General features: G+C 44.4%; 25 protein-coding genes and 1 pseudogene. 18 read left to right on the forward strand and 8 right to left on the reverse strand.

Annotation, left to right across the window (positions count from 1 at the left end; genetic code table 11):
• Positions 1 to 10: 10 nt before the first annotated feature.
• The 3 genes from KXV15_RS13445 to KXV15_RS03955 form a co-directional block, all read right to left on the reverse strand.
• A complete protein-coding gene (locus KXV15_RS13445; protein ID WP_275671540.1) occupies positions 11 to 868 on the reverse strand; it encodes a MotA/TolQ/ExbB proton channel family protein in 858 nt (285 codons plus the stop codon).
• Positions 869 to 1,443: 575 nt separating this feature from the next.
• Positions 1,444 to 2,307 (reverse strand): N-carbamoylputrescine amidase, encoded by an 864-nt coding sequence (aguB, locus tag KXV15_RS03950; protein WP_240006852.1) that lies wholly within the window; start codon positions 2,305 to 2,307, stop codon positions 1,444 to 1,446.
• Positions 2,308 to 2,338: 31 nt separating this feature from the next.
• On the reverse strand, positions 2,339 to 2,785 hold the full coding sequence (locus KXV15_RS03955; RefSeq protein WP_240006853.1) for an SRPBCC domain-containing protein: 447 nt from the start codon (positions 2,783 to 2,785) through the stop codon (positions 2,339 to 2,341).
• 81 nt (positions 2,786 to 2,866) lie between these two features.
• Here KXV15_RS03955 and trmD point away from each other — a divergent pair, with 81 nt between their 5' ends.
• Positions 2,867 to 3,544: a tRNA (guanosine(37)-N1)-methyltransferase TrmD gene (trmD, locus tag KXV15_RS03960; protein WP_240006854.1), complete on the forward strand. Its 678-nt coding sequence runs from the start codon at positions 2,867 to 2,869 to the stop codon at positions 3,542 to 3,544.
• Here trmD and KXV15_RS03965 read toward each other — a convergent pair.
• Together KXV15_RS03965 and glmS are read right to left on the reverse strand one after the other, a co-directional pair.
• Positions 3,541 to 4,902, reverse strand: a complete 1,362-nt coding sequence (locus KXV15_RS03965) for an energy transducer TonB (RefSeq protein WP_240006855.1) — start codon at positions 4,900 to 4,902, stop codon at positions 3,541 to 3,543. The two genes, trmD and KXV15_RS03965, sit on opposite strands and share 4 nt — an antisense overlap.
• Positions 4,903 to 5,191: 289 nt before the next feature.
• Positions 5,192 to 7,015 (reverse strand): glutamine--fructose-6-phosphate transaminase (isomerizing), encoded by a 1,824-nt coding sequence (gene glmS, locus KXV15_RS03970; protein WP_240006856.1) that lies wholly within the window; start codon positions 7,013 to 7,015, stop codon positions 5,192 to 5,194.
• Positions 7,016 to 7,408: 393 nt separating this feature from the next.
• On the opposite strand from glmS, the gene KXV15_RS03975 reads away from it, so the two are divergent.
• A complete protein-coding gene (locus tag KXV15_RS03975; RefSeq protein WP_240006857.1) occupies positions 7,409 to 8,131 on the forward strand; it encodes a hypothetical protein in 723 nt (240 codons plus the stop codon).
• 79 nt (positions 8,132 to 8,210) lie between these two features.
• Here KXV15_RS03975 and KXV15_RS03980 read toward each other — a convergent pair whose 3' ends face one another.
• Positions 8,211 to 8,723, reverse strand: coding sequence for a phosphoribosyltransferase (locus tag KXV15_RS03980; RefSeq protein ID WP_240006858.1), 513 nt, complete (start codon positions 8,721 to 8,723; stop codon positions 8,211 to 8,213).
• Positions 8,723 to 9,691, reverse strand: a complete 969-nt coding sequence (locus tag KXV15_RS03985; protein ID WP_240006859.1) for a zinc-ribbon domain-containing protein — start codon at positions 9,689 to 9,691, stop codon at positions 8,723 to 8,725. Before KXV15_RS03985 ends, KXV15_RS03980 begins: the two co-directional genes overlap by 1 nt.
• A gap of 144 nt (positions 9,692 to 9,835) precedes the next feature.
• On the opposite strand from KXV15_RS03985, the gene ftsE reads away from it, so the two are divergent.
• The 10 genes and pseudogenes from ftsE to KXV15_RS04035 all read left to right on the forward strand — a co-directional run bounded on the left by ftsE (position 9,836) and on the right by KXV15_RS04035 (position 16,864).
• Entirely contained in the window at positions 9,836 to 10,606 is a 771-nt protein-coding gene (gene ftsE, locus KXV15_RS03990; RefSeq protein ID WP_240006860.1) for a cell division ATP-binding protein FtsE, read from the forward strand.
• Complete coding sequence (locus KXV15_RS03995) at positions 10,606 to 11,538, forward strand: cell division protein FtsX (protein ID WP_240006861.1); 933 nt, start codon at positions 10,606 to 10,608, stop codon at positions 11,536 to 11,538. The genes ftsE and KXV15_RS03995 overlap by 1 nt, the downstream gene beginning before the upstream one ends.
• Positions 11,539 to 12,186, forward strand: coding sequence for a YdcF family protein (locus tag KXV15_RS04000; protein ID WP_240006862.1), 648 nt, complete (start codon positions 11,539 to 11,541; stop codon positions 12,184 to 12,186).
• Positions 12,187 to 12,909 carry a lysophospholipid acyltransferase family protein gene (locus KXV15_RS04005; protein WP_240006863.1) on the forward strand — a complete coding sequence of 241 codons (723 nt, stop codon included), beginning with the start codon at positions 12,187 to 12,189 and terminating at the stop codon, positions 12,907 to 12,909.
• A gap of 158 nt (positions 12,910 to 13,067) precedes the next feature.
• Positions 13,068 to 13,370: pseudogene (gene rplU, locus KXV15_RS04010) on the forward strand (50S ribosomal protein L21); the annotation flags it as partial.
• 24 nt (positions 13,371 to 13,394) lie between these two features.
• Positions 13,395 to 13,661, forward strand: coding sequence for a 50S ribosomal protein L27 (gene rpmA, locus KXV15_RS04015; protein ID WP_240006864.1), 267 nt, complete (start codon positions 13,395 to 13,397; stop codon positions 13,659 to 13,661).
• 164 nt (positions 13,662 to 13,825) lie between these two features.
• Positions 13,826 to 14,875, forward strand: coding sequence for a GTPase ObgE (obgE, locus tag KXV15_RS04020; RefSeq protein WP_240006865.1), 1,050 nt, complete (start codon positions 13,826 to 13,828; stop codon positions 14,873 to 14,875).
• The gene (gene proB, locus KXV15_RS04025; RefSeq protein WP_240006866.1) at positions 14,863 to 16,011 is read left to right on the forward strand and encodes a glutamate 5-kinase; all 1,149 of its coding nucleotides are present in this window, start codon (positions 14,863 to 14,865) and stop codon (positions 16,009 to 16,011) included. Before obgE ends, proB begins: the two co-directional genes overlap by 13 nt.
• A gap of 61 nt (positions 16,012 to 16,072) precedes the next feature.
• A complete protein-coding gene (locus tag KXV15_RS04030; RefSeq protein ID WP_240006867.1) occupies positions 16,073 to 16,252 on the forward strand; it encodes a hypothetical protein in 180 nt (59 codons plus the stop codon).
• A gap of 204 nt (positions 16,253 to 16,456) precedes the next feature.
• The gene (locus tag KXV15_RS04035) at positions 16,457 to 16,864 is read left to right on the forward strand and encodes an EVE domain-containing protein (RefSeq protein ID WP_240006868.1); all 408 of its coding nucleotides are present in this window, start codon (positions 16,457 to 16,459) and stop codon (positions 16,862 to 16,864) included.
• On the opposite strand, the gene KXV15_RS04040 is transcribed toward KXV15_RS04035, so the two are convergent.
• On the reverse strand, positions 16,865 to 18,853 hold the full coding sequence (locus KXV15_RS04040; protein WP_240006869.1) for a transglycosylase domain-containing protein: 1,989 nt from the start codon (positions 18,851 to 18,853) through the stop codon (positions 16,865 to 16,867).
• A 172-nt stretch (positions 18,854 to 19,025) separates the two neighbouring features.
• Here KXV15_RS04040 and KXV15_RS04045 point away from each other — a divergent pair, with 172 nt between their 5' ends.
• Genes KXV15_RS04045 through KXV15_RS04070 form a run of 6 tightly spaced genes read left to right on the forward strand, consistent with a single transcriptional unit; the run spans position 19,026 to position 23,438 of the window.
• Positions 19,026 to 19,301, forward strand: a complete 276-nt coding sequence (locus KXV15_RS04045) for a hypothetical protein (protein ID WP_240006870.1) — start codon at positions 19,026 to 19,028, stop codon at positions 19,299 to 19,301.
• Positions 19,249 to 20,379: a DNA-packaging protein gene (locus KXV15_RS04050; protein WP_240006871.1), complete on the forward strand. Its 1,131-nt coding sequence runs from the start codon at positions 19,249 to 19,251 to the stop codon at positions 20,377 to 20,379. The genes KXV15_RS04045 and KXV15_RS04050 overlap by 53 nt, the downstream gene beginning before the upstream one ends.
• 12 nt (positions 20,380 to 20,391) lie before the next feature.
• On the forward strand, positions 20,392 to 21,525 hold the full coding sequence (locus KXV15_RS04055; protein WP_240006872.1) for a phage portal protein: 1,134 nt from the start codon (positions 20,392 to 20,394) through the stop codon (positions 21,523 to 21,525).
• Positions 21,525 to 21,761 (forward strand): hypothetical protein, encoded by a 237-nt coding sequence (locus KXV15_RS04060; RefSeq protein WP_240006873.1) that lies wholly within the window; start codon positions 21,525 to 21,527, stop codon positions 21,759 to 21,761. Before KXV15_RS04055 ends, KXV15_RS04060 begins: the two co-directional genes overlap by 1 nt.
• Positions 21,762 to 22,187 (forward strand): HK97 family phage prohead protease, encoded by a 426-nt coding sequence (locus tag KXV15_RS04065; protein ID WP_240006874.1) that lies wholly within the window; start codon positions 21,762 to 21,764, stop codon positions 22,185 to 22,187.
• Between the two features lie 12 nt (positions 22,188 to 22,199).
• On the forward strand, positions 22,200 to 23,438 hold the full coding sequence (locus KXV15_RS04070; RefSeq protein WP_240006875.1) for a phage major capsid protein: 1,239 nt from the start codon (positions 22,200 to 22,202) through the stop codon (positions 23,436 to 23,438).
• Positions 23,439 to 23,440: the final 2 nt, after the last annotated feature.

Below are 23,440 nucleotides of genomic sequence, written 5' to 3' on the forward strand. Positions count from 1 at the left end.
GGCTGCACGCTTAGTTTTTGCTATCCATGTCACGAGACAACAATGACAAAAATTCCGCTTTAAAGTCGTCCATATAACCACCAACTTGACCAATTGATTTAGAAGAGAAGTTATAGATCAAAACCGCAGGAATCGCAGCCAACAAACCAGCCGCAGTCGCTAGAAGTGCTTCCGCAATACCAGGAGCAACAACAGCAAGAGAAGTTGTTTGTGAGTTCGCGATACCGATGAATGAGTTCATGATACCAAATACTGTACCGAATAGACCAATGAATGGCGCGTTTGCACCGATTGATGCAAGGAACGTCATGTTTGAACCAAGATCTTCAACACCTTTGTTTTGTTCCAAATCCATTGCGGTTTGGATACGAGCAAGAGTGTGATCACCGGTTTTCATGTTGTAAAGACCCATATCGCGGGTTTTTTGAACTTCTGCCCAACCAGCGCTGAACATTTTTTTGATAGTTGAATCAGGTTGTTTAGCAACCAAAGTCGCAGCTTCATCAGGTGTTTTAGCTTTTTTGAAAGCCGACATAAAGTTAGCGATTTTTGATTTAGTTGCGCGCATAACCAACACTTTTTCAAACAAAAGTGAAAGTGCGTAAATTGCGCAAAGTACCAGAATAGCCAATACGATTTTTGATACGATGGTTGCATCCATCACCATGTCCCACAACGATGTGTGAGCCTGACCGGCAGCAGCTTTAGCAGCTTCTGCAGCAGCAGCAGATTCAGCAGCAGAAATTGCTTCTGGCGCAGCAGCGGCAGCATTAGCAACAGCATCGGTAGCATTTGCGACAGCACCTGCCGCGTTTGTTGCGGTGTCAGTAGCACCGCTAGCTTGTAAGAGCGCAAACATTGAGCCCATGTCCTCCAAAAAGTTAAAACCAATTATTAAGAAATACCTAACAATTCAGCGCGGACTTATACCACTAACGACCAAAGTCTAAAATGAAAAGCCCTAATTGCGACATTTTGGCAATTTTTGACACTTTTTTTCACAAACTAACATTTTCCTGCCTATTAATTAGCCTTAAACGTTTAAACATCATGAAATCATCAAAAATGCTAAAATAATCCTCTCCCCCTTGGCAATCATCCAAAAACTGCATTCTGCCAGTATTGTTAAGTTAAGGAATAGCCATCACAGCAGAAAAAATGTTCCCACAATTTCTGTTATAACGACTGGCTAAACTTAATAATAGAATTTTGCCTGAGTCAAGGACGCGATATGTAAACAAATAGTAAATTTTTCAGGTTTAGGCATTGCGCAATTTTCGTGTTTTGCGGGATGTTTAAACGTTTACACCGTCAAATAATTGCAAAAATATCGTCTAAATGGCGATAAATACAAAATTATTTGGCGCATGCGTTGCTGCCATTTAATTTGTTACAATTCAGTGAAAACCTGTACTTTAATTGGCAAAATTTGCCCAAGAAATACTAATCTTTTGCGTATAGATCAGGGCGTCTATCCCGGAAAAAACCCCATGCTGCACGGTGGGTTTCAAGAAAATCTAGGTCAAAAGTTGCGGTGATAATGCCTTCTTCTTCACGACCCATTTCGGCAATCTTGTCGCCACGGTGATTAGCAATAAAGCTTGAGCCATAGAAATGTTGTGGGCTTCCTAATCCTTCTTCAATTCCTGTGCGATTGGCTGCAATTACGGGAATAATATTGGAAACTGAATGCCCAATCATTGCCCGTTGCCAAGGGTCTTTTGTATCGAGGCTATTGTCATGAGGCTCGGATCCAATTGCTGTTGGGTAAAACAACAATTCCGCACCTTTTAATGCCATTGCCCGCGCGCATTCTGGATACCATTGATCCCAACAAATGCCGACACCTATTTTGGCGAATTTTGTGTCCCAAACCTTAAAGCCAGTATCGCCGTAGCGGAAGTAATATTTCTCCATATATCCTGGACCATCAGGAATGTGGCTCTTGCGGTAAGTGCCTAATATTTCGCCATCTGCATTAATAATGACCACACTATTATAATAGCGCGGGCCATCTTTCTCATAAATCGAAACTGGAATTACGATATCAAGTTTTTTTGCGATTGGCTGTAATTGCGTAACACACGGATGGGATGCCACCGGATAGGCATGCGAAAACCATCTTTCATCCTGTGTTGTGCAGAAATATATATTTTGAAATAATTCTGACGGCAAAACAATTTGTGCGCCTGCTGCTGTTGCAAGTTCAATATATTCAATTGTTTTTTCAATATTTGCCTGCATATCGGTTGAATAAGAGGCTTGTATTGCGCCAACACAAACATTGCGCGGATTATGTATAGTCATCGTAATATCTCGTGATAAAAAACGCTTTGATTTAGCCTAAATATTTTGCCAGTGCAATGTTCATTGCCGAATAGCCAATTGAAAAATCTTTGAAGTATTTTCTTCCTAAAATTTCAATCATAAACCCTGAAAATGCCTCGCCATGAACAAGAAGTGTTCCGTTGCCAGCCGGTTGAAGCCTTATATAATGTACGCCATCAAAAAGTTTAGGGAATAAAAAGCCACCTTTCCACGCAAAAAACTTGTTGGTTTCATATGACATTATTTTGGGATTAAAAGAATAAAGCTTGTCGCCACCTTTTTTGCCAATTTTTCCGGGATTGGTGGTTTTTATTTTCAATTTTCCGCCAAAGCATTTATCGCCCGAAATTTGGCGTATAAACGGGTTCCATTTAGAATAATTTTCATAATCCATCAAAACCTCCCAGACTTTTTCGGGAGGGTGCGATATGAATAATTCGGTCTCGATTCTAATCATTCTTATAATGTATGCCTTAAAATCAGAATATACAAATATATTTGCATTGCTTAGGCGTGATTTTTTTTCTAAATGGGTTTTATGGCATTTAAAGTTTCCGTTATTACTATCACACCAGAGGCATGGCCCGGCGCACTTGGGGTCTCATTACTTGAGAGCGCGCGTAAAGAAGGTGTTTGGGAATTAGAAACAATCGACCTTCGTGATTTTGGGCACGGCAAGCATCGTCAGATTGATGACACTGCCGCAGGTGGTGGCGCGGGAATGGTTATAAAGCCCGATGTTGCTGTGGCTGCTGTGAATGCTGCGGATGCTAAAAACCGACCAATTATCTATCTGACACCACGTGGTAAGCCACTTACCCAAAAGCGGGTTCGCGAATTGGTAAAGGGCGATGGCTTGGTGCTTTTCTGTGGACGTTTTGAAGGTCTTGATGAGCGGGCAATTGAAATCGCCAATATGGAAGAAATTTGTGTTGGTGATGTGGTTTTAATGGGGGGTGATATTGCCGCCCAATTATTGACCGAGGCCACAGTTCGCCTGCTTGACGGTGTTATGGGTAATAAACAAAGCGGTGATAATGAAAGTTTTGAAAACGGGCTTCTTGAACACCCGCTTTATACCCGACCACGTGAATTTATGGGCAAAGAAATCCCGGAAGTTCTTTTAAGTGGTAATCACGCTGCAATTGATAAATGGAAAAATGAACAATCAAGGGCGGTCACATTGGCGCGCCGCCCCGATTTATTAAAAGACTAATTTACAAATTGCGCCTTTAACCAATCTGGAACAATTGCATCAGGGCATAGGCTATAAGTGGTCGTATAGCCTTTAAGAGTTATTGAAAATCTATCCTTTCCAAAGATTTTCATATTTGCTTCGGTCTGATCGTTCCCATTTGCATTTCCAAGATAGCGCAGATGAAGGCGATATTGGTTTTCGCTCATCAATTCTATATTTTCAAGGCGGATATTATTCCATGCAATACCGTCATCATAGAAATAGCCCCAAGCCCTTGAATTAAATAGGCCTATAAACTTGCTTGGCCTATCGCGGCGGCTTTCCGAAATGGCGCTAGAACATGTCACGGAATAAGAATAAAAGCCTTGTTCAATTGGCGGAAATTCGAGCTTTTTGACGCTATTACCCATTTGCAAGGCATTAACAGTGGTAAGCGGTAATATAAGGCAACCTTCTTGGTTTACCAATTGCCCTTGCGGGTTGCGCCGTTCAAGAATGGTTATTTTTTCGCCATCCCAACCCCATGTTGTTTTAGCAACTTGGCCGCATTTGCCATTATAAAGATCGGTTATTTCAATAATATCATTATTGCCAACGTGCTTAATTTGTTGTGGCCCTGTCCAGGCATTAAAACCACTGGCAATTGAAAAGCCCTTGTCATTAGAAAGCAGGAATTGATTGGGCGGGCCAATTTTTCCAAAGCTAGTGTTCCCATCGGTTTTACAGCCGCCATCAGGTGTGATTATGACATAATCCTTTTTGCCATCGCCATTAAAATCACCGGTAATGTAGGCGTTATTATGGTTGCCAAAGATTTTTTCAATTGCCGTATTATTGCTATTGGTTTGTTCGATTTCGCTAAAGCCAATGTTTTCAAACTTTGCGCCCCATGAATTACATTTTTGACGTGCGTTTTCTTCCCAAACATTTATTGCCGCGGTCGGGATTGGGTAATTACTAGTTTCTTTATTGACAGCGGGCTTGGGGTTTTTAACCTTTTCGGTATCTTTCGGTTTTTGTGCCTTTGTTGGTGGGGTTGCCTTTACTGGCTTGGTTGCTGTTTTTGGCTTTTGCGGAACATTGGCCTTATTAATTGTTGGTGCCGTTAAAGGTTTAACTTGTGGTTTAGCAAGTGGCTTAACAGTAGGGGTGTTGTTTTTTTTGATTTCCGTTTTTACGACTGCGCTTTTTTGTGGTGCATTAACTGTCGGCGCAATTGGCGTTTTAACAGAATTTATTACGGGCTTTGTTACCGCTTTTGTATTTGTGTTTAATTTGGCACTAGTGTCACCGCTGGCATTTGCTGATAGTGGTGCAAACATTGCTGACACTGCGACAGATATTATTAATGATGAAAGATTATGGAACCTGTTCATAAATACTCCGTGTCCGCTTTTATATATTTTTACAGAGTAAAATGAACAATATGGTAAATATTATACTAATTATTTGCAATAAAAATCACTAATAAGATTTTTATTTTATATTGTATAATTAATGAATATTTTTTATTGTATTTAATTGGTTGAATAAAGAGTTATTTTTAAAATTTAATTATTTTATACTTTAAATTATTACGCAACGTAAGTTTTGTGTAAATATTCACGCCAATATAGTTTGTTTATACATTACTGGCGTGAATAGAATCAAAATATTGCCTTCAAGCTATTCCACCGTTACCGATTTTGCCAAATTGCGTGGTTGGTCAACATCCGTACCTTTGGCAACTGCCACGTGATACGCAAGCATATGGATAAGCGGCGAATAAACAAACGGTGCTTGGAATGGCTCACACTCTGGGGCGCGAACCGAATGTTTAACGGCGTCGGCGGCTTCTTCAATACCTTTTGCATCAGATAGCAGGGTAATAGGGCCACCACGTGCCGCGATTTCCTGCACGTTGGAAATAGTTTTTTCCATTAATTCATCATATGGCGCAACGGCAATTACAGGCGTATATTCGTCAATCAGCGCGATTGGGCCGTGTTTTAATTCACCTGCCGCATAGCCTTCGGCGTGGATATAAGAAATTTCTTTTAGTTTTAATGCCGCCTCCAAAGCAATCGGATATGAAACGCCGCGTCCGATATAAAGAATGCTTTTGGCATGGCTTATGTCATTTGCGGTTTCTTCGATGGCGTTTTCCATTTCCAATGCCTCACGGATAAGGCGCGGGGTTTCCATTAATTGGCGGGCAAGATCTTTTTCACGTTCCGCATCAATTGTGCCTTTGGCAACGCCGGCGGCAATTGCGGTGGCGGCAAGGGCGGATAATTGCGCCACAAATGCCTTGGTTGATGCCACACCAATTTCAGGGCCCGCAAGGGTTTCAAGAACTGCATCAGCTTCACGGGCGATTGAAGAGGTTGCAACGTTTACAACACCCAATGTTTTCCAGCCGTTTTTCTTACAAAGTCTAAGTGCCTCTAGGGTATCGGCGGTTTCACCTGATTGGGAAATGAAAATTGCCGCCGCACGCCCTGCAACAACCGGCCTGCGATAACGGAATTCAGAGGCAATGTCGGTTTCGCATGAAATGCCAGAAAGCTGTTCAAACCAATATTCGGCAACCCGACCTGATAAATACGCCGTACCGCATCCAACAATCAAAATTTGATCAATTTCGGCAAAGTTAATACCGCAATTTGGCAAGGAAACTTTTTCATCCAATGGGTCAAGATAATGCCCGATTGTGCGTGCCGCTGCATCGGGTTCTTCGTGGATTTCTTTTTGCATAAAATGGCGATAATTGCCTTTTTCAACCGCCGCAGCAGATGCAGAAACAATTGCCACAGGGCGGAAAATTTCTTTGCGGTCTTTATCATAAATATTATAGGTTTTTGCCGAAAATTCGACCAAGTCACCTTCTTCGAGATAGATGATGCGGTTGGTGAATGGGGCAACCGCAATTGCATCTGAACCCAAGAATATTTCACCATCACCCAAGCCAACCACCAGCGGGCTGCCTTGGCGTGCGCCAATCATTAAATCTTCTTTGCCAGTAAAAAGGCAGGCAATCGCAAACGCACCGCGCACCCGTGCAAGCGCCTTGATAACCGCTTCACGTGGGGTTTCACCTTTGTCAAGATAATGCGAAATAAGTTGGGTAATAACTTCGGTATCGGTTTCGGAATCGAAAACATAACCTTGGCTAATTAATTCTTCGCGTAATGTGCGGAAGTTTTCAATAATACCATTATGCACCACGGCAACCCTTGCGGTGGCGTGCGGGTGGGCGTTGCGTTCGGTTGGCGCACCATGGGTTGCCCAGCGTGTGTGTCCAATGCCGGTATTTCCCGCCAATGGTGCATCAATAATTTCTTTTTCAAGATTAACAATTTTGCCCGCTGCGCGGCGGCGTTCAATATGGCCGTCAACCAATGTGGCAACACCCGCCGAATCATAACCGCGATATTCAAGCCGCTTTAAGGCTTCAATAAGCCTTGGGGTTGCAGGTTCTTTGCCAATAATACCAATGATGCCGCACATGTATAGAAAGCCTTATTTTAAATAATGTTCTTGTTTAGACCGCCTAATGCCAGAATAAAGTTAAAAACGCATTTAAACAATTTTTGCGGATTGTTGCAGAAACATTAAATCCAAGTAAAGCCGCGCCAAAAACCTGACATTTCCTGACATTTTATTTGAGTTTAGGTTTTTACTGGCGATTATAAAGGTGATTGATGATATGGGGATAACCATAGCAAAATTCTGGTGCACAAAGCATACTAAACTCTACCCTACCCAATGCTAAGATGGTCGGGTGCGTAGCACACGGGGTGGGGGCGGCAAAAGTTAAGCAAAAGCTTGCCGCAAATTGTTTACATTTCCTACATTGAACTATGTTAGGTTGGTCATGTTTGTAACCTGTTTGGGTGTGTATTGGATAAAGGTTTCTGGAAAACGCTCGGTTTGATATTATGTTGCATGTTCTTTTTGGGAATGTGTGCGGGTGCCGGATATGAAAGCTATAAATACAAAATCACAGTTAATGTTGAGGCAAATGGTAAAACCTATTCCGGTTCAAGTGTGCAGTTTCAAAGCACTACAACTAGCCCTGATTGGATAAGCAACATATTACTTCCGGAAACTAAACGCAAAGGCGAGGCGGTTGTGGTAAATGTTGATGGAAAATATCTGTTTTTTCTTTGGAATTACAGCATTGATAAAGACCAAAATTATCAAAGTGGATTTAATTCGTGGCAGGTAAGTGACGTTTGGGAAAGCCATAAATATGGGGAACATGGCGAATTTGGGAAAGATGAATTCGGAGAAAATGTGGTATTTACAGAGTATAAATACACATTTGTAACCTTCACTGATATTAATGCCCCATTAACAGTCAAGGAAATCACGCAGGAAAATCTTAGCCAATATTTTGGTGAGGGTGCCAAGATTACAAGTATTGAAGTTCAGAGAACCTTTAAGCCCGTATCTTATGGACAGGTTGAAGAGGTCATTCCGTGGATTAGAGATGATATAAATTCATATAAAAAAACTATGCGTGGCAAGTATTTTACTTCTGATAGTTATGAAAATAAAAAAAAACATGGGGTTGACAGAATTTATGCTGGGTTGAGTTCAATTCAATTTATTAGGGAATAGTTTAAATGACAGTTACATCAAGCGATTTAATGAATGCCAAACTTTCAATAAACATCTAAAGCCAAAATCTGCTTGCCGTCTATTCTTTTTCAATATAGCAAATATCGGGTAATCCGCGCCCCGAACCACCATTATCAAGACCATAACCAACCAAATAATAATCAGGTAAATCAAAACCCACAAAATTAGGGTCGGGAAGGTGCTGGCTTGCGGGTTTGCGCGCCATTAAACAGGTTAGGACTTCTTTTGCACCCTTGGCTTTTAGATAGTCTTTGGCAAAAATTATGGTCTTGCCGGTGTCGTAAACATCGTCAACAATCAAAACTTGACGCCCAGTAATCGGTCTTTGCAAATCGGCAAGGATATTAAGGCGACCAGATTCTTTGGTGTCGCCATATGATGATAACCACAAAAAGTCGGTTTGCGGGGTTTTGCCATTATCGGCAAGCCCGCGCATAATGTCCGCCATAAAAATAAACGAACCCTGTAATAGGCCAACCACAATTGCATCATCTTCCAATATTGCCGAGATTTCAGTGGTTAATTCGCCGACACGCTTTGCAATTTCTTCTCTTGAGACTAGGATTTTCATTAACGCCCTACCGCGGTATTGTGTGTGTTATGTGTTTCTTCTTTGTGTGTTGATTCTGCTGGTGCTGATTCCGCTGCGTGTTCGGCGGGTGCCGCAGGAGTGGCAGTAGAAGCATGTGCATCGGGTGCAGCGGGCGCATGTGTCGTGCCTGCGGGTGCGGCGGTTGTGGTGGCATGTGCCCCATCGCTACCCATCAAAGTATCTTTTTTCTTGGATGCGATTTCTTTTCCGTTTGGTAAATCGCTTGGTGGGTCGTTAAACGCCACGATTGCCCGTAAATTGCCCTGTGGAATTGGGCGGCGAATTGATTCAAATGGCTGCTCCGCCATTGGTGTGATGACGGTAATGCCGGGGTCGGCAAGCCAACTTGCAACCTTTTTATTATGGTCATCTACCAAGGTAATGCGTAAATATGGAACTGGCTTGGCAACATATGATGTGGATTTTATCACGCCAGCAATAACCAGACGCTGCCCTTCTGTATCCTGACCGGCGCGAACCTGCACCTTTGTAATTTCAAGACCATAAGTATTGGCGCGTGCGCCAAGCATTGCAAAGAAACTTGCTGAATTTGGCCATTTTTTTACAATAGTTTCACGGTTTGAAACGCTGTATAAAATACCGCCAACCAAAACCGTAAGTGCGGTAAGCCATGCAACACCAATTGCCGAATAATGCAATAGTTTTGCTTTTGAAAATGCCTTTTCGCGCACAACTTCGTGTGGCTTTTTCTCAACATTGCCAAAACGTGGCGATGTGGGGGCGGCGGGTTTTTTGCGCCCTTCTTCTTCAAATTTCATGCGGTAATTATCGCCACCATTTATATCAGGTTTTAGAACCATAGAGGTTGGCGATTTTTGAAACCAGTAATGACCACAAGATGCGCAACGTACATTGCGCCCCACAGCGGGTATCATGCTGTCGGCAATATTATATTTTGCATGGCATTTCGGGCAATCAAGTATCATGTAATAACTCTGATAAAATCTATGCAAAACTCTTTGCTAAAAATAATATTAACTTATTTAACTGTTTAAACACTTTATATATTTTTTTAAAACTGGCATATAACTAAAATAGTCATAATACTTATTCGCAAAATTAGTCCACTGATGAAACAAAAAATCTCGCAGTCAGAAAGAGACATTTTTAAACAGGCACAGCCAAACCGTCCTTTGGTGTGGTTTAACAATGTATATCTTAGCTATAATAAGATTAAATCCGAAAAGGAATCCGCGAGCTTTGCATTAAAAAATGTTTCGTTGGAATTGCAAAAAGGCGGGTTTTATTTTCTTACCGGCCCATCGGGTGCGGGTAAATCAACGCTTTTGAAATTGATGTATTTGGCCCTTAGACCATCTGCGGGCAATATTGAAATGTTTGGGGTTGATGTGGCGGGGGCGTCACGTGATTCTTTGCCGCAATTACGGCGTAAAATTGGCGTGGTGTTTCAGGACTTCCGCCTTTTACCTCACCTAAGTGTGTTTGATAATTTGGCATTGCCTTTCCGAGTTCGCAATATGCACCCCTCGAAATATGAGGATGACGTAAAAGAGCTTTTGGGTTGGGTTGGCCTTGGCAAACGTATGTCGGCATTACCTGAAACCCTTTCAGGTGGTGAACAGCAACGGGTCGCAATTGCGCGCGCCGTTGTGGGCAAACCGCAATTAATCATCGCCGACGAGCCAACAGGCAACGTTGACCCCGATATGGGTTCACGCCTTATCAGGCTTTTTGTTGAATTAAATAAATTGGGAACAACCATTGTAATTGCCACCCACGATCATGAAATGGTGCGCCGTGCTGGTGCGCCGGTTTTGCGCATTGATAAAGGCAAGGTTGAACAATTTAACACCCCGCCCGAAAACTTGGGGGGTAGTTGATGGGCGAAATATTCAAAATTTTTGATGCCCCAATTTTCGCACCGATTAAAAAGCTGTTTGGCATTGGTGAAACCCCGCTTTTGCCTGCTGATGAGCGACAGGCACGACCACTAACCATTGTTGTGGCGATTATGTGTGCTTTGGGTTGTTTGGCGGCCTTAACTGCACGCGCCGGATTTCGCGCCGCTGAAACCTGGACTTCGGATTTAAAAAGCGCGATGACGGTTTTGATTGATAGCCCACGGGACGAGGTATCATTAAACCGTGCCTTGGTAATTGTTCAAAAAACGCCGGGCGTAAAAGCCGCAAATATTATGGACAAGGAAAAGGCAAAAAAACTCCTGCGTAATTATGGCGCAAATATCGGGGTTTTGATTGATGAATTGCCATTACCCAATATCATTGAGGTTGGGCTTGATAGGAAAATTGAAGGTACAGAAGACAATCTTCAAAAGAATTTATCGGGTGCTGGCTTTAAAATCGAGATTGATGACCATTCGCGTTATTCGGGTGAAATTATAAAAACTTCGGCGGTTTTGCGTGGCTTTGCGATTATGGCGCTTTTGTCATTGATTGTGGCGGCAATTACCACGATTGCCTTTGCAGCAAGGGCGGCATTGGAATCACGGCGTGATTCTGTGGAAATCCTGCATCTTGTGGGCGCCGAGGATGAGTTTGTGGCCCGCGAGGTGCAGATACGCTTTATGCGCCTTGGCCTTGTTTCTGGGGCATATGGTGCGCTTGCGGCAGGTGTGATGGTTTTTGTGGGAATTTTGATTATGAAAATTGGGGCAAGCGCTTTGACAAGTTCCAATGATATATTAAAATTCTACGATGTTTGGATTTTGATTTTGGCGCCAATTCTAACCGCATTTGCGGCATCTTTTGCGGCACGTATCGCGGCGCGCCAAACCTTAAAAGAGTTGGTTTAAATGGCAACGAATCGCAAAAAGCCATCTTTATCGAGCTTTATTGCATCACTGGTTTCCAGATTGATTTTTGTTGTCGGGCTTGGCGTATGTCTATTTATCATTGCGGGCTTTTTCAAATTTGCCGATGACGTGGTCACAATGAAACCACCAGAAGATTTGAAACCTGCGGACGGTATTGTTTCATTAACCGGTGGTTCGCGTGCGCGCCTCACAGAAGGTATAAGCCTGCTGCAAGAAGGCATGGGCAAAAAACTCTTGATTTCAGGGGTTTTTAAAGAGGCAACACCAGAAGAATTAAGACTTGTGACCGGTGGTGATAAGGAGCTTTATGATTGCTGTGTCATGCTTGGTAAAGAAGCAACCGACACAATCGGCAACGCCCGCGAAATCCATGAATGGGCAAAGGCAAATAAATTTAAACGCCTGATAATTATTACCGATAATTACCACATCAAACGTTCAATGCTTGAAATTAAATTTGCCAATAGTGATATTGAATTTATTCCCTATCCCGTGCGGGCAGAGCCTTTTATGCATAAAAACTGGTGGGAAAATAAGGATGCCGTGCGACGACTGACAATTGAATATTCAAAATATGTCTTTGCACAGCTAAGATTGATTACAGGTTTTGATCCGGAACACGAATAAATGGCTTTTTTACGCTCTTTAATTTATGAAATTTACTTTGCGCTTGCTATCCTTGTGGTTGGCTCTTTTGGCGCAATTGCGGTTTTATTCGATAGAAAATACGCGCTTAATGTCGTTAATATTTGGTCGCGTGCCGAATTATGGGGGCTTAAATATATCCAAGGCATTACCATAGAGGTGAGGGGGATTGAAAACCTCCGTGATGGCAAGGTGATGGTCGCGGGCAAGCATTTATCGACCCTTGATACCGTTGCCCCATTCACAATGATGAATACGCCGGCGTTTGTTTTTAAACAAGAGCTGTTCAAAGTTCCGATTTTTGGTTGGTATCTAAAAGTGTCTGGTATGATTGCAATCGACCGTGATGGCGGTATGGCGGCATTAAAAGGCATGGTGGCAGAATCAAAAGTCCGCATCGAAGAAAACCGCCCGATTCTTATTTTTCCAGAAGGTACACGCCAACCAATTGGTGCGGAACCCGATTATAAACCCGGTGTGGCAGCGATTTATGGTATGCTTGGTGTGCCATGTGTGCCGCTTGCCCTTAATACCGGCTGTTATTGGAAAAACAAAGGCATGGTAAAGCGCCCAGGAAAAGTAGTTTTTGAATTTCTTGAGCCAATCGAACCCGGTCTTAAACGCCAAGAATTTATGGAAAAATTGCAAACCGCAATCGAAAGCGGAACTGCAAAATTGGTCGAAGAGGCATCTCAAAGACAGTAAAATGTCAAGAAAATGTATAGAAAACCTGCCTAACCCCGTTGACTCATGTTCTGCAAAATTATATAGCCCACCACTCTTATTTCGCCCCAAATTCCAAATGGGGCGCGTTTTATGTTGGTTTTTAGCGTTTTGTAAACGCAGTTTGAAAGGTTTTCGCGATGTTCGCGGTTATTAAAACAGGCGGCAAACAATATAAAGTTGCTGCGGGCGATAAAATCGTTGTTGAAAAAATTGAGGGCGAAGCAGGCTCTACTGTCAAATTTGAAGAAGTTTTGATGGTTGGTGATGACAATGGCGTTAAAGTTGGCGCTCCTGTTGTTGCTGGTGCTTCGGTTTCTGCTGAATTGGTTGACACTTCAAAAGGTGATAAAGTTTACGTCATTAAAAAGACCCGTCGTAACACTTATCGTCGTCGTCGTGGCCACCGCCAGTTTGAAACTACTGTTAAAATTACTGCGGTTAACGCATAATAAAGGATATTTGTTATGGCACATAAGAAGGCTGGTGGTTCATCCCGTAACGGTCGCGATTCAGAATCAAAACGCCTCGGCGTGAAAAAATACGGCAACGAAAATGTTGTTGCTGGTAACATTTTGGTTCGTCAACGCGGCACAAAATTTTTCGCTGGTGACAATGTTGGTATGGGCAAAGATCATACTTTGTTCGCAACTGCTAACGGCAAAGTTGAGTTCCGTGAAAAAGCAAACAAACGTACATTCGTTTCTGTTGTTTTGCCTCAAGCTGCGGAATAATCACTTTTTACAATTTTGAAAAATTGGGGCGGGAACGCCCCTTTTTTATTTTCAGAATCAATTATCCCACAATGTCACCCCGCATTTATTGCGGGGTCTATTATTAAGATGCGCTTTGGTTAAATGCAGGATGACATTTAAACCCATTAAGGCTATACAAAACCATGAAATTTCTTGACCTTGTAAAAATATATGTAAAATCTGGCGATGGCGGTAATGGTTCGAAATCCTTTCGTCGTGAGAAATTCATTGAATATGGCGGCCCAGACGGTGGCGACGGCGGTAGAGGTGGGGACATCGTTTTCGAGGCTGCGGACGGTTTAAACACCCTAATCGATTATCGCTATGCGCCGCACCATATGGCTGAAAACGGCAAAAAGGGGCAGGGGCGGCAATTGCATGGTGCAAGTGCTCCTGATTTGGTCTTAAAAGTTCCGGTTGGCACTGAAATCCTTGATGAAGATAAAGAAACCGTAATTGCCGATTTGTCCAAACTTGGTGATAAAATTACCCTCCTAAGAGGCGGCAATGGCGGTTGGGGTAACGTGCATTTTAAATCAAGTGTGAACCAGGCCCCAGATTACGCCAATCCCGGCCTTCCAGGTGAAGAAAGATGGATTTGGTTACGCCTTAAGCTAATTGCCGATGCGGGGCTTATTGGCCTTCCCAATGCCGGTAAATCAACCTTCCTAAGTGTTGTGACCAAGGCAACGCCAAAAATTGCCGATTACCCATTCACAACAATTTATCCAAACCTTGGTGTGGCATCATTGGGTGCGGAATCACGTTTTATCATTGCTGATATTCCGGGGCTTATTGAAGGTGCGGCACAGGGTGCCGGTCTTGGTACGCGGTTTTTGGGGCATGTGGAACGCTGTGCAATCCTTCTGCATCTTATTGATGGTACAGAAGAAGATGTGGTCAAATCATATCAAACGGTTCGCCATGAGCTTGAGGAATATTCAGGTGAATTTAGTACAAAACCTGAAATTATCGCCATCAATAAAATCGATTCGCTTCTGCCTGAAGAACAAGAAGAGAAAAAGGCGGCTTTAGAGGCGGCAACTGGCAAAAAAGTTTATCTTATTTCTGCAATTTCACATAATGGCTTAAAAGAAGTGCTTGCGCTTTTATTTGAAGAAATTAAAAAGCGGCGTATTAAAGACGCTGCACCAGAAATTGAAGAAGATACCCCCCAAGAATGGCAACCATAGACCGAACCAATTTGGACGAAACCAGTAAATTACAACATTCAAAACGTGTTGTGATAAAATGTGGATCCTCGCTTTTGGTGGATACTTCATCGGGCAAAGTGCGCGGTGAATGGCTTAAATCGCTTGCCGCTGATATTAAAGCCTTGCTTGAAAATGACACTGAGGTTTTGGTTGTAAGCTCTGGTGCGGTGGCAATGGGGCGCAAAATCCTTGGCCTAAAAAAGAAAACCAAAATCGAAGAAAAACAGGCTGCCGCCGCAACCGGACAGGTTGAGTTAATGAAGGCGTGGCAGGATGCCTTGGGTGAGGTAAATCTTCATTGTGCGCAATCGCTTTTGACTGCCTATGACACAGAACGCCGCCGTAATTGGCTTAATGCGCGGGCAACGTTTGATACATTGCTTTCGCTTGGTATCGTCCCGATTATTAATGAAAATGACACCATTGCCACCGAAGAAATTCGTTATGGCGATAATGACCGTTTGGCGGCGCGTGTGGCGCAAATGGTGGGTGCGGATTATCTTTTGCTTTTAAGCGATATTGACGGCCTTTATACCGCCGACCCACGCTCAAACCCCAAGGCACGCCATATTCCATTGGTACAGGCAATTACACCCGATATTGAGAAAATGGCGGGTGGTTCAAATGCGGACGCTGGTGTGGGTTCTGGTGGTATGAGAACCAAAATTGACGCCGCAAAAATCGCAATTTCCCAAGGTTGCAACGTAATGATTCTTGATGGACGTGATAAAAGCCCAATTTCAAGAGCATTGGCCGGCGACAAGGCAACCACCTTTGCCGCCCAGCTTGACCCACAAACCGCGCGCCTTGCTTGGCTTCGCCATAATCTAAAGCCACAGGGGGCCTATGTGGTTGATGATGGTGCGGCAAAGGCACTTAAAAAAGGTGGCAGCCTTTTACCAGTTGGTGTCAAAGAAGTTGAAGGCAGCTTTGAGCGTGGTGATGCGGTTGCAATCAAATCCGGTGACGGCAATATAATTGCCCGTGGTCTTTCCGCCTATAATGCCCATGATGCCCAGATGATTATGGGTAAAAAATCGGGCGAAATAGAGGAAATCTTGGGCTATTCTGGTCGTCCTGCACTTGTGCATCGTGACGATATGGTTGCCGAATAGCTTTTATAAATTCACCTAAATAATCGCAAACCTATCATATGCCTCTAAAAAAGGAGATAATATGAAAGGCTATAAAACCCTTGCCGCATCGGCATTAATTACGATTATCGGCAGCTTGCAACAAATTGGCGTTATAAATCTTGTTCCCGAACATTTTCAAGGCGTGGCAATTGCTACAATCGGCCTTGTGATGGCGGGGTTAAGATTGGTGACAAACACAAATGTTTTAAAAAATCGCTGATGGCGATTTTGTCTCTTCGATTTGCGGAAAAGTCTGCAACTTTTCCTATCTCATCGCGGTCATATACTGCAACAATGTAAAAACTGTATTTGCCCCCTTAAAATTTAATGGGGGCATTTATACAAAATGCAAGTATATTCAAAAAACACCTTCCAATATTGAAACATTTATCTTTTCCACTATCGTTGTTCGAGGAGAGCAAAAATGGCATATTGGCTTATAAAATCTGAACCCAATGTTTGGTCGTGGGATCAACAAGTAGCAAAAGGCAATGAGGGGGAGGCGTGGACAGGCGTCAAAAACTATCTTGCCCGCAACAATATGCGCGCCATGAAATTGGGAGACAAAGCGTTTTTCTATCATTCCAATATTGGCAAAGAAATTGTCGGCATCTGCGAAGTTTGTCAGGAAATCTTCCCTGACCCAACCGATGAAAAATGGGAATGCGTTAAATTTCGCGCGGTTGAAAAATTAAAACGCCCATACACACTCGAAGAAGCTAAAAATAATCCCAAACTTGCCAATATGGCCCTTGTAAAAATGACCCGCCTTTCGGTGCAGCCAGTAACAGATGAGGAATGGGAAGAGGTTTTACAAGAAGTAGGGCAATAATTACTGCTCTACCCGTTTTCTTTCCTGACCCAATGCACCAAGAGATTCTCCCCCTGCGGATGAGAAGAATTGTGCGAGGTTTTCATAAAACATTGCCATGGTTTGGCTGTCTGGGCGGTTTAAATCGTCAATGGTTGGCAGTGGGTTAAGCGGCATTCCTTCATGGGCTTTATTCATAAAGTCTGACCAGATTATTGCAGGAAGTGTGCCGCCCGAAACCCCGTTCATGGGTTTAAACTCGTCATTACCAACCCAAACCCCGCAAATGATGTCGGCAGTATAGCCAACAAACCACGCATCGCGGAAGTTTTGCGAAGTTCCGGTTTTGCCCGCCGCCTCGCGCCCACCCGCAAGCTGCGCGCGATGACCAGTACCAAAGGCAATAACATCGCCCAACATTGCCGTCATTTGTCGTGCTTTTAATGGGTCATAAACTTGGGTTGGGGCGTGGCTTTTGCGTTCATAGGCAATAGTGTTGCGTGTGGTATCGACCCGCTCGATTAAATATGGTTCAACCCGAACCCCATCATTGGCAAGTGTGGCATAGGCACGCGTCATATCCATCAAGGTCACTTCACCGGCACCAAGGGCGATTGATGGGTGTTTTGGCAATTGGCTTTCAATACCCAAACGCTGTGCAGTGCCGATAACGCGGTCAATCCCGACCTGAACCGCAAGTTCAACCGCGACGGTATTGATTGATCTAGTTAAAGCGGTTGAAAGTGTTACTTTGCCGGAATAAGTTTTGCCAAAGTTTTGTGGCTTCCAGCCATTGATATTAATCGGCTTGTCTTCTTTGATGGTGTTGGGCGTCATACCCATTTCAAGCGCTGCGGCATACACAAGGGGTTTAAAGGTTGAACCCGGTTGGCGTTTTGCCTGTGTCACACGGTTAAACTGGCTTTGTTTATAAGAGCGCCCACCAACAAGTGCCAAAATCCGCCCCTGTTTATCAATGGCAATCAATGCCGCCTGATTAACGCCAGATCCAGCATTTTTTGCCAAGATTTTTTGGATTGTTTCAACCGCGTCTTGTTGAATTCGCGGGTCAATTGTTATGCGTGCGATACGGTCGGGCGAAATAGGTGGATCGAGCGTATCAATTTCCTTGGCCGCCATATCAACGGCATAGGCAATTTCCCCCTCATCAGGGTCGGGCGTGGTTTTTACGACCACCGGCTCTTTGGCAACTTCGGCGGCAAGCTGGGGGGTGATGAAATGTGCATCAACCATTCTTTGCAAAACTACGGCGCGCCTATCAAGTGCGGGCTTGGCGGTGATATCGATTGATAGCCGCCCAGGTGCCTTGGGAAGGCCCGCCAACATTGCCGCCTCACCAAGGGTTAATTCCTGTGGCTTTTTGGAGAAATAACGCCATGCCGCGGCATCAATACCATAGGCATTATTGCCGAAATAAATGCGGTTTAAATAAACTTCTAGGATTTTCTTCTTTGGAAACTTGCTATCAATTTGCCACGCCAACACCATTTCTTGTGCTTTGCGCTTTATGGTTTGGTGTGGATTTAAGAATACGTTTTTAACTAGCTGTTGGGTGATGGTTGATGCACCCTGAACCGTGTGTCCGGCGGCAATATTTTTAACAAGTGCGCGCCCCACGCCAACAAAATCAACGCCTTTATGCTCGAAAAAGCGGGCATCCTCAACCGCAAGAAACGGGGTAATAACGCGCGCCGGTAATTCATCAATCGGAACACGGCGCCCAAAACGCGGCCCCCGAAGGGCAATGGTGCGTCCTTGGGAATCAACAACTTCTAAAGACGATGGTCGATTGGAAACCCATAATTCTTGTTCCGAGCTTACGCTCGGCATGTCGCCAAATAAATAATTAAAGCCTAAAATTCCGCCGCCGATAAGGCAGCCCCAAAAAAGCCCCCAGAATAGGATGCTCATGAGTTGCATACGGACATTTTTACGCCGCTTGGCTTCCATTAAATCGGCGCGGTAAACGAGGTTTTCAGGCTTTTTCATTAGGTCAAATTTAATATAGTGATTCATCAAAGCTAAAACAGTTTTTGCGGATAATTTGAATTTGAAAAACCATAACGCATTGAAAATAAACAATTATGGGTTTGAATAATCTTTTTTAATCACCGCACATAAATACCGCATCCATAATCACACGGTTCAATGAGTGATGATTATGGAAAAAAATATTGAAAGAATTGCCCAAAAACGACGCGAGCGCGACCTCTTATTTGCCGCGCTTGAACGCAGACTCGATCGCATCCTTGCCGTCACCGAAGCGAAAGGAATTATTGGGCAATCTGCCGCTGCATCGCCTCGAAATATTGATGCAGGATTGGCGGTTTTGGGCGCGCAAGGCACAAATGGCGCCGAAGGGAAATTGGCGGACGTGGCTGTTCATGGGCGGACGCGGTGCAGGGAAAACCCGCGCCGCCGCCGAATGGGTGACTGATATGGTCTCACAGGGGAATGCAAGTTCAGTTGCGCTTATTGGTGCAACATTGGGCGACGTTCGTAATGTTATGGTTGGTGGTAAATCGGGTTTACTTGCGATTGCGCCGCCCGAACTTGCCCCGAAATATGAACCATCAAAAAGGATATTTACTTGGGCAAATGGCGCTATTGCCTATGCCTATTCAGCCGAAGTTCCCGACAGTTTGCGTGGCCCGCAATTTGACCTTGCATGGGGTGATGAATTGGCGGCATGGGCCGATGGTGATGCGGTTTTGGATGTTTTACGCCCCGCATTACGCCTTGGCGAAAATCCGCGTATGGCTTTAACTACCACACCGCGCCCCGTAAGTTGGGTCAAGGATTTATTGCTTGATGAAACTTGTGTCATTACGCGTTCTTCAACCCGCGATAATGCCGCCAATTTGGCAAATGGCGTGGTCGATGATTTGGAACGCCGTTTTAATAACAGTATTTGGGCGCGGCAAGAGCTTTTTGGTGAGTTAATCGAAGACCCCGAAGGGGCATTATGGTCACGCAGCGACATAAAAAACGCCCGTGCCTTACCAAAAACCGATGATTTTGAAACCATTTTAATTGCGGTCGATCCCCCTGCAACAAAGGGCAAGAATGCCGATGCTTGTGGGATAATTATTGTCGGGAAAAACGGCAAAAATGCGTGGGTTATTGATGATTTAACTACCCAAGGACAAGCGCCCAATGAATGGGCGGAATTAATTGCCAAGGCATATGAAAAATATCAGGCAAACTACATCCTTGCAGAGGGTAATCAGGGTGGGGAGATGGTGCGCGAAATCATCAAATTGCAAACCCCCGAAGCGATGGTTAGGTTGGTACATGCGTCAAAGTCAAAGCGTGTGCGTGCCGAACCGGTGGCGCTTTTATACGCACAAAACCGCGTATGCCACCTTCACCATTTCCCCGCCCTTGAAGATGAAATGTGTTCATTTGGTACGCAAAATTTTCGCGGCAGCCCCAACCGCATGGACGCACTTGTTCATGCACTAACCCATCTTTTGCTGGGGCAAAAATCCGATCCCAAAATCAGAAATATTTAAACGGAAATTAAAATGTTTTCATTTTTTAAAGCAAAATCACCCGAAGCGAAAAGCAATTCATTTCTTGCCTTTTCAAACCTCGGCAATCCGGTATGGACCCCGCGCGATTATGGTGCTTTGGCACGTGAAGGCTATCGCCAAAACCCGATTGCATACCGCTGTGTTCGCATGATTGCCGAGGCGGTGGCGGCAATCCCGCTTTTGGTAAAGGATAAGGATGGCAAACCGCACGCTTGGCAAAATCTTATCGATAAGCCCAATTTTGAACAAACCACTTCAGAGCTTTTAGAAGCCTTTATTGGTCATCTTCAAATTGCCGGCAATGCTTATATTGAAGTGGTGGCGGTTGATAATATTCCAAAAGAATTAATCATCCTCAGGCCCGATACAATGCGCATTATTAAGGGGCAAAATGGTTGGATAATTGGTTGGGAACAACAAATTGGAAACAATAAACGCCGCCTTTGGCGCGATATGGTAACTGGGCGTTCGCAAGTTTTGCACCTTAAAACCTTTAATCCATGCGATGATTTATACGGTCAAAGCCCGATTGAACCCGCCGCCACCGCGATTGATATTCATAATGCGGGCGGTGCGTGGAATAAGGCATTGATTGATAATGCCGCCCGCCCATCCGGTGCGTTGGTTTATCGTGGGCAAAATGGGGTTGAACGGCTTTCTGATGAACAATTTGAGCGCCTGAAAGCCGAATTAACCATTGCGCATACAGGTGCGACCAATGCTGGGCGGCCTTTATTGCTTGAGGGTGGTCTTGAATGGTCGCCAATGTCACTTTCCCCACAAGAAATGGATTTTGTGGAGGCCAGAAGGCAGGCTTCGCGTGATATTGCCCTTGCCTTTGGGGTTCCGCCAATGTTGCTTGGTATCCCTGGCGACAATACTTATTCAAATTATAAAGAGGCAAATAGCGCATTTTATCGCCAAACAATTATCCCACTTGTCAACAAATTATCGGCGGCATTGGCAGGGCTTTTAAACGGTTGGTCGTCTGAACCTGTTTTCATCACCGCCAATTTTGATGCCGTAAACGCATTGGGGACGGAGCGCGATGGTCTTTGGGCGCGTCTAGAGAATGCAACATTCCTCTCTGATAGTGAAAAACGTAAGCTCGCGGGGGTCGAATGATGGAAAAATACTTCGATCCACGCATCAATCTTGCCTTTATTCTTGCTGTTTTATTGCAGGCAATAACCGCATTCATCTGGATTGGTGGGGCGGCAGAGCGCCTCGATAGTTTTGAAAACCGCCTTAACCAACAGGCCCCAATCAATGAACGTATGGCGCGCATCGAGGCCGAAATGCAGGCCGCCCGCCAAAGCCTTACCCGCATCGAAGACCGCCTTGATAAAGGAAATAAATAAATGAGTTTTTTGCAAATCGCGGGCTATGCCAGCCTATTTGGTATCAAGGATTTGGCGGGCGATATTGTTGAACGCGGTGCCTTCGCCAACAGTCTAAAACAATTGCCCGCTATGTCGGTGCGGATGCTTTACCAACATAATGGCAATCGACCGATTGGTGAATGGGTAAAGATCTTTGAAGATGAAATTGGCCTTTGGGTAGATGGGCTGATTTATGACGCAAGTGATGATGCCATGCTTGCACAATCAATGGTGAAATCTGGGCAAATGGATGGGCTTTCCATCGGTTTCCGCACGCTTGATTTTACGCCCGTGAATGGTGGTCGCATCCTAAAAGAAATTGACCTTAGGGAAGTTTCTTTGGTGGCATTTCCAATGTTACCGCGCGCGCGCCTTAAAACCATTAATCAATCTATCGCAGCATAATAGGAGTAATTAATGCAGGATATTGAAAACAAAAGTGCGCCCGATGAAAAGGCCGCACGCAACGAGATTATGAAGACATTTGAGGCATTTAAAGCCGCCAATGACGAAAGACTTCATAGCCTTGAACACAAGATCGCACCCAACAAAATTAATTATGATGTGCTTTTGGAAGAAAAGGTTGATCGTATCGACCGTGCTTTATCACAGGCCCAAGCCAGCCTTGATAGATTATCATTGATGGGTGCGCGCCCAAATGCAATTGCCGAAAGCGAGCAAAAGTCTGCCCATAATCAAGCATGGTCGCAATTCATGCGCCGTGGCGATGAAAATGCTTTGCACCGTGTTGAAGAAAAATCATTGTCTTCATCGGTGGCATCAGATGGTGGCCACGTTGCACCCGCCGAAGTGCAGGCAGTGATTGAACGTGTTTTATCAAACATCTCACCAATGCGTAAAATTGCCAGTGTGCGCCCAACCACTTCGGGAACTTTTAAAAAGCCGATTTCAACCACTGCGGCCACTGTTGGTTGGGTTGCCGAAACCGGTGCGCGCACGCAAACCAATACCCCAAGCCTTGATTTATTGGCATTTCCGATTGGTGAAGTTTATGCAATGGCAGCCGCCACCCAAACCCTACTTGATGATGCAGCAGTTGATATTGATGCATGGTTGGCAAGCGAAATTGCCCAAAGTTTCGCAACCGCCGAAAGCGCCGCCTTTATTTCGGGGGATGGAACCAACAAACCAAAAGGCATTGCGTCATATAATATTGTGGCGGATGCTGGCCAAACCTATGGTTCACTTGGTTATATTGCCACTGGTTTGGCGGGGGCATTTGCGGCGACAAATCCGGTCGATAAATTGGTTGATTTAACCTATGCACCGCGCACCCCATACCGCGCCAATGCATCATTTTTGATGAACCGCCGAACTTTGGGTCAGGTGCGTAAGTTCAAAGACAGCACGGGGCAATATATTTGGCAACCGTCACTCGTGGCGGGGCAACCGACCACATTGCTTGGCTATAATGTCTATGAATGTGAAGATATGGCGGATGTGGCGGCAAATAGCCTTTCAATTGCTTTTGGTGATTTTGAAAAGGGCTATTTGATTGTCGATAGAACCGATGTCCGTGTTTTACGCGATCCATATTCAAACAAGCCTTATGTCCTGTTTTATGTAACCAAGCGCGTGGGCGGTGGTGTGCAGGATTATGACGCGATTAAATTCCTTAAATTTGCTGCCTCCTAGGT

It is taken from the genome of Pseudaquidulcibacter saccharophilus (assembly GCF_019455445.1).
Lineage (GTDB): Bacteria > Pseudomonadota > Alphaproteobacteria > Caulobacterales > Aquidulcibacteraceae > Pseudaquidulcibacter > Pseudaquidulcibacter saccharophilus.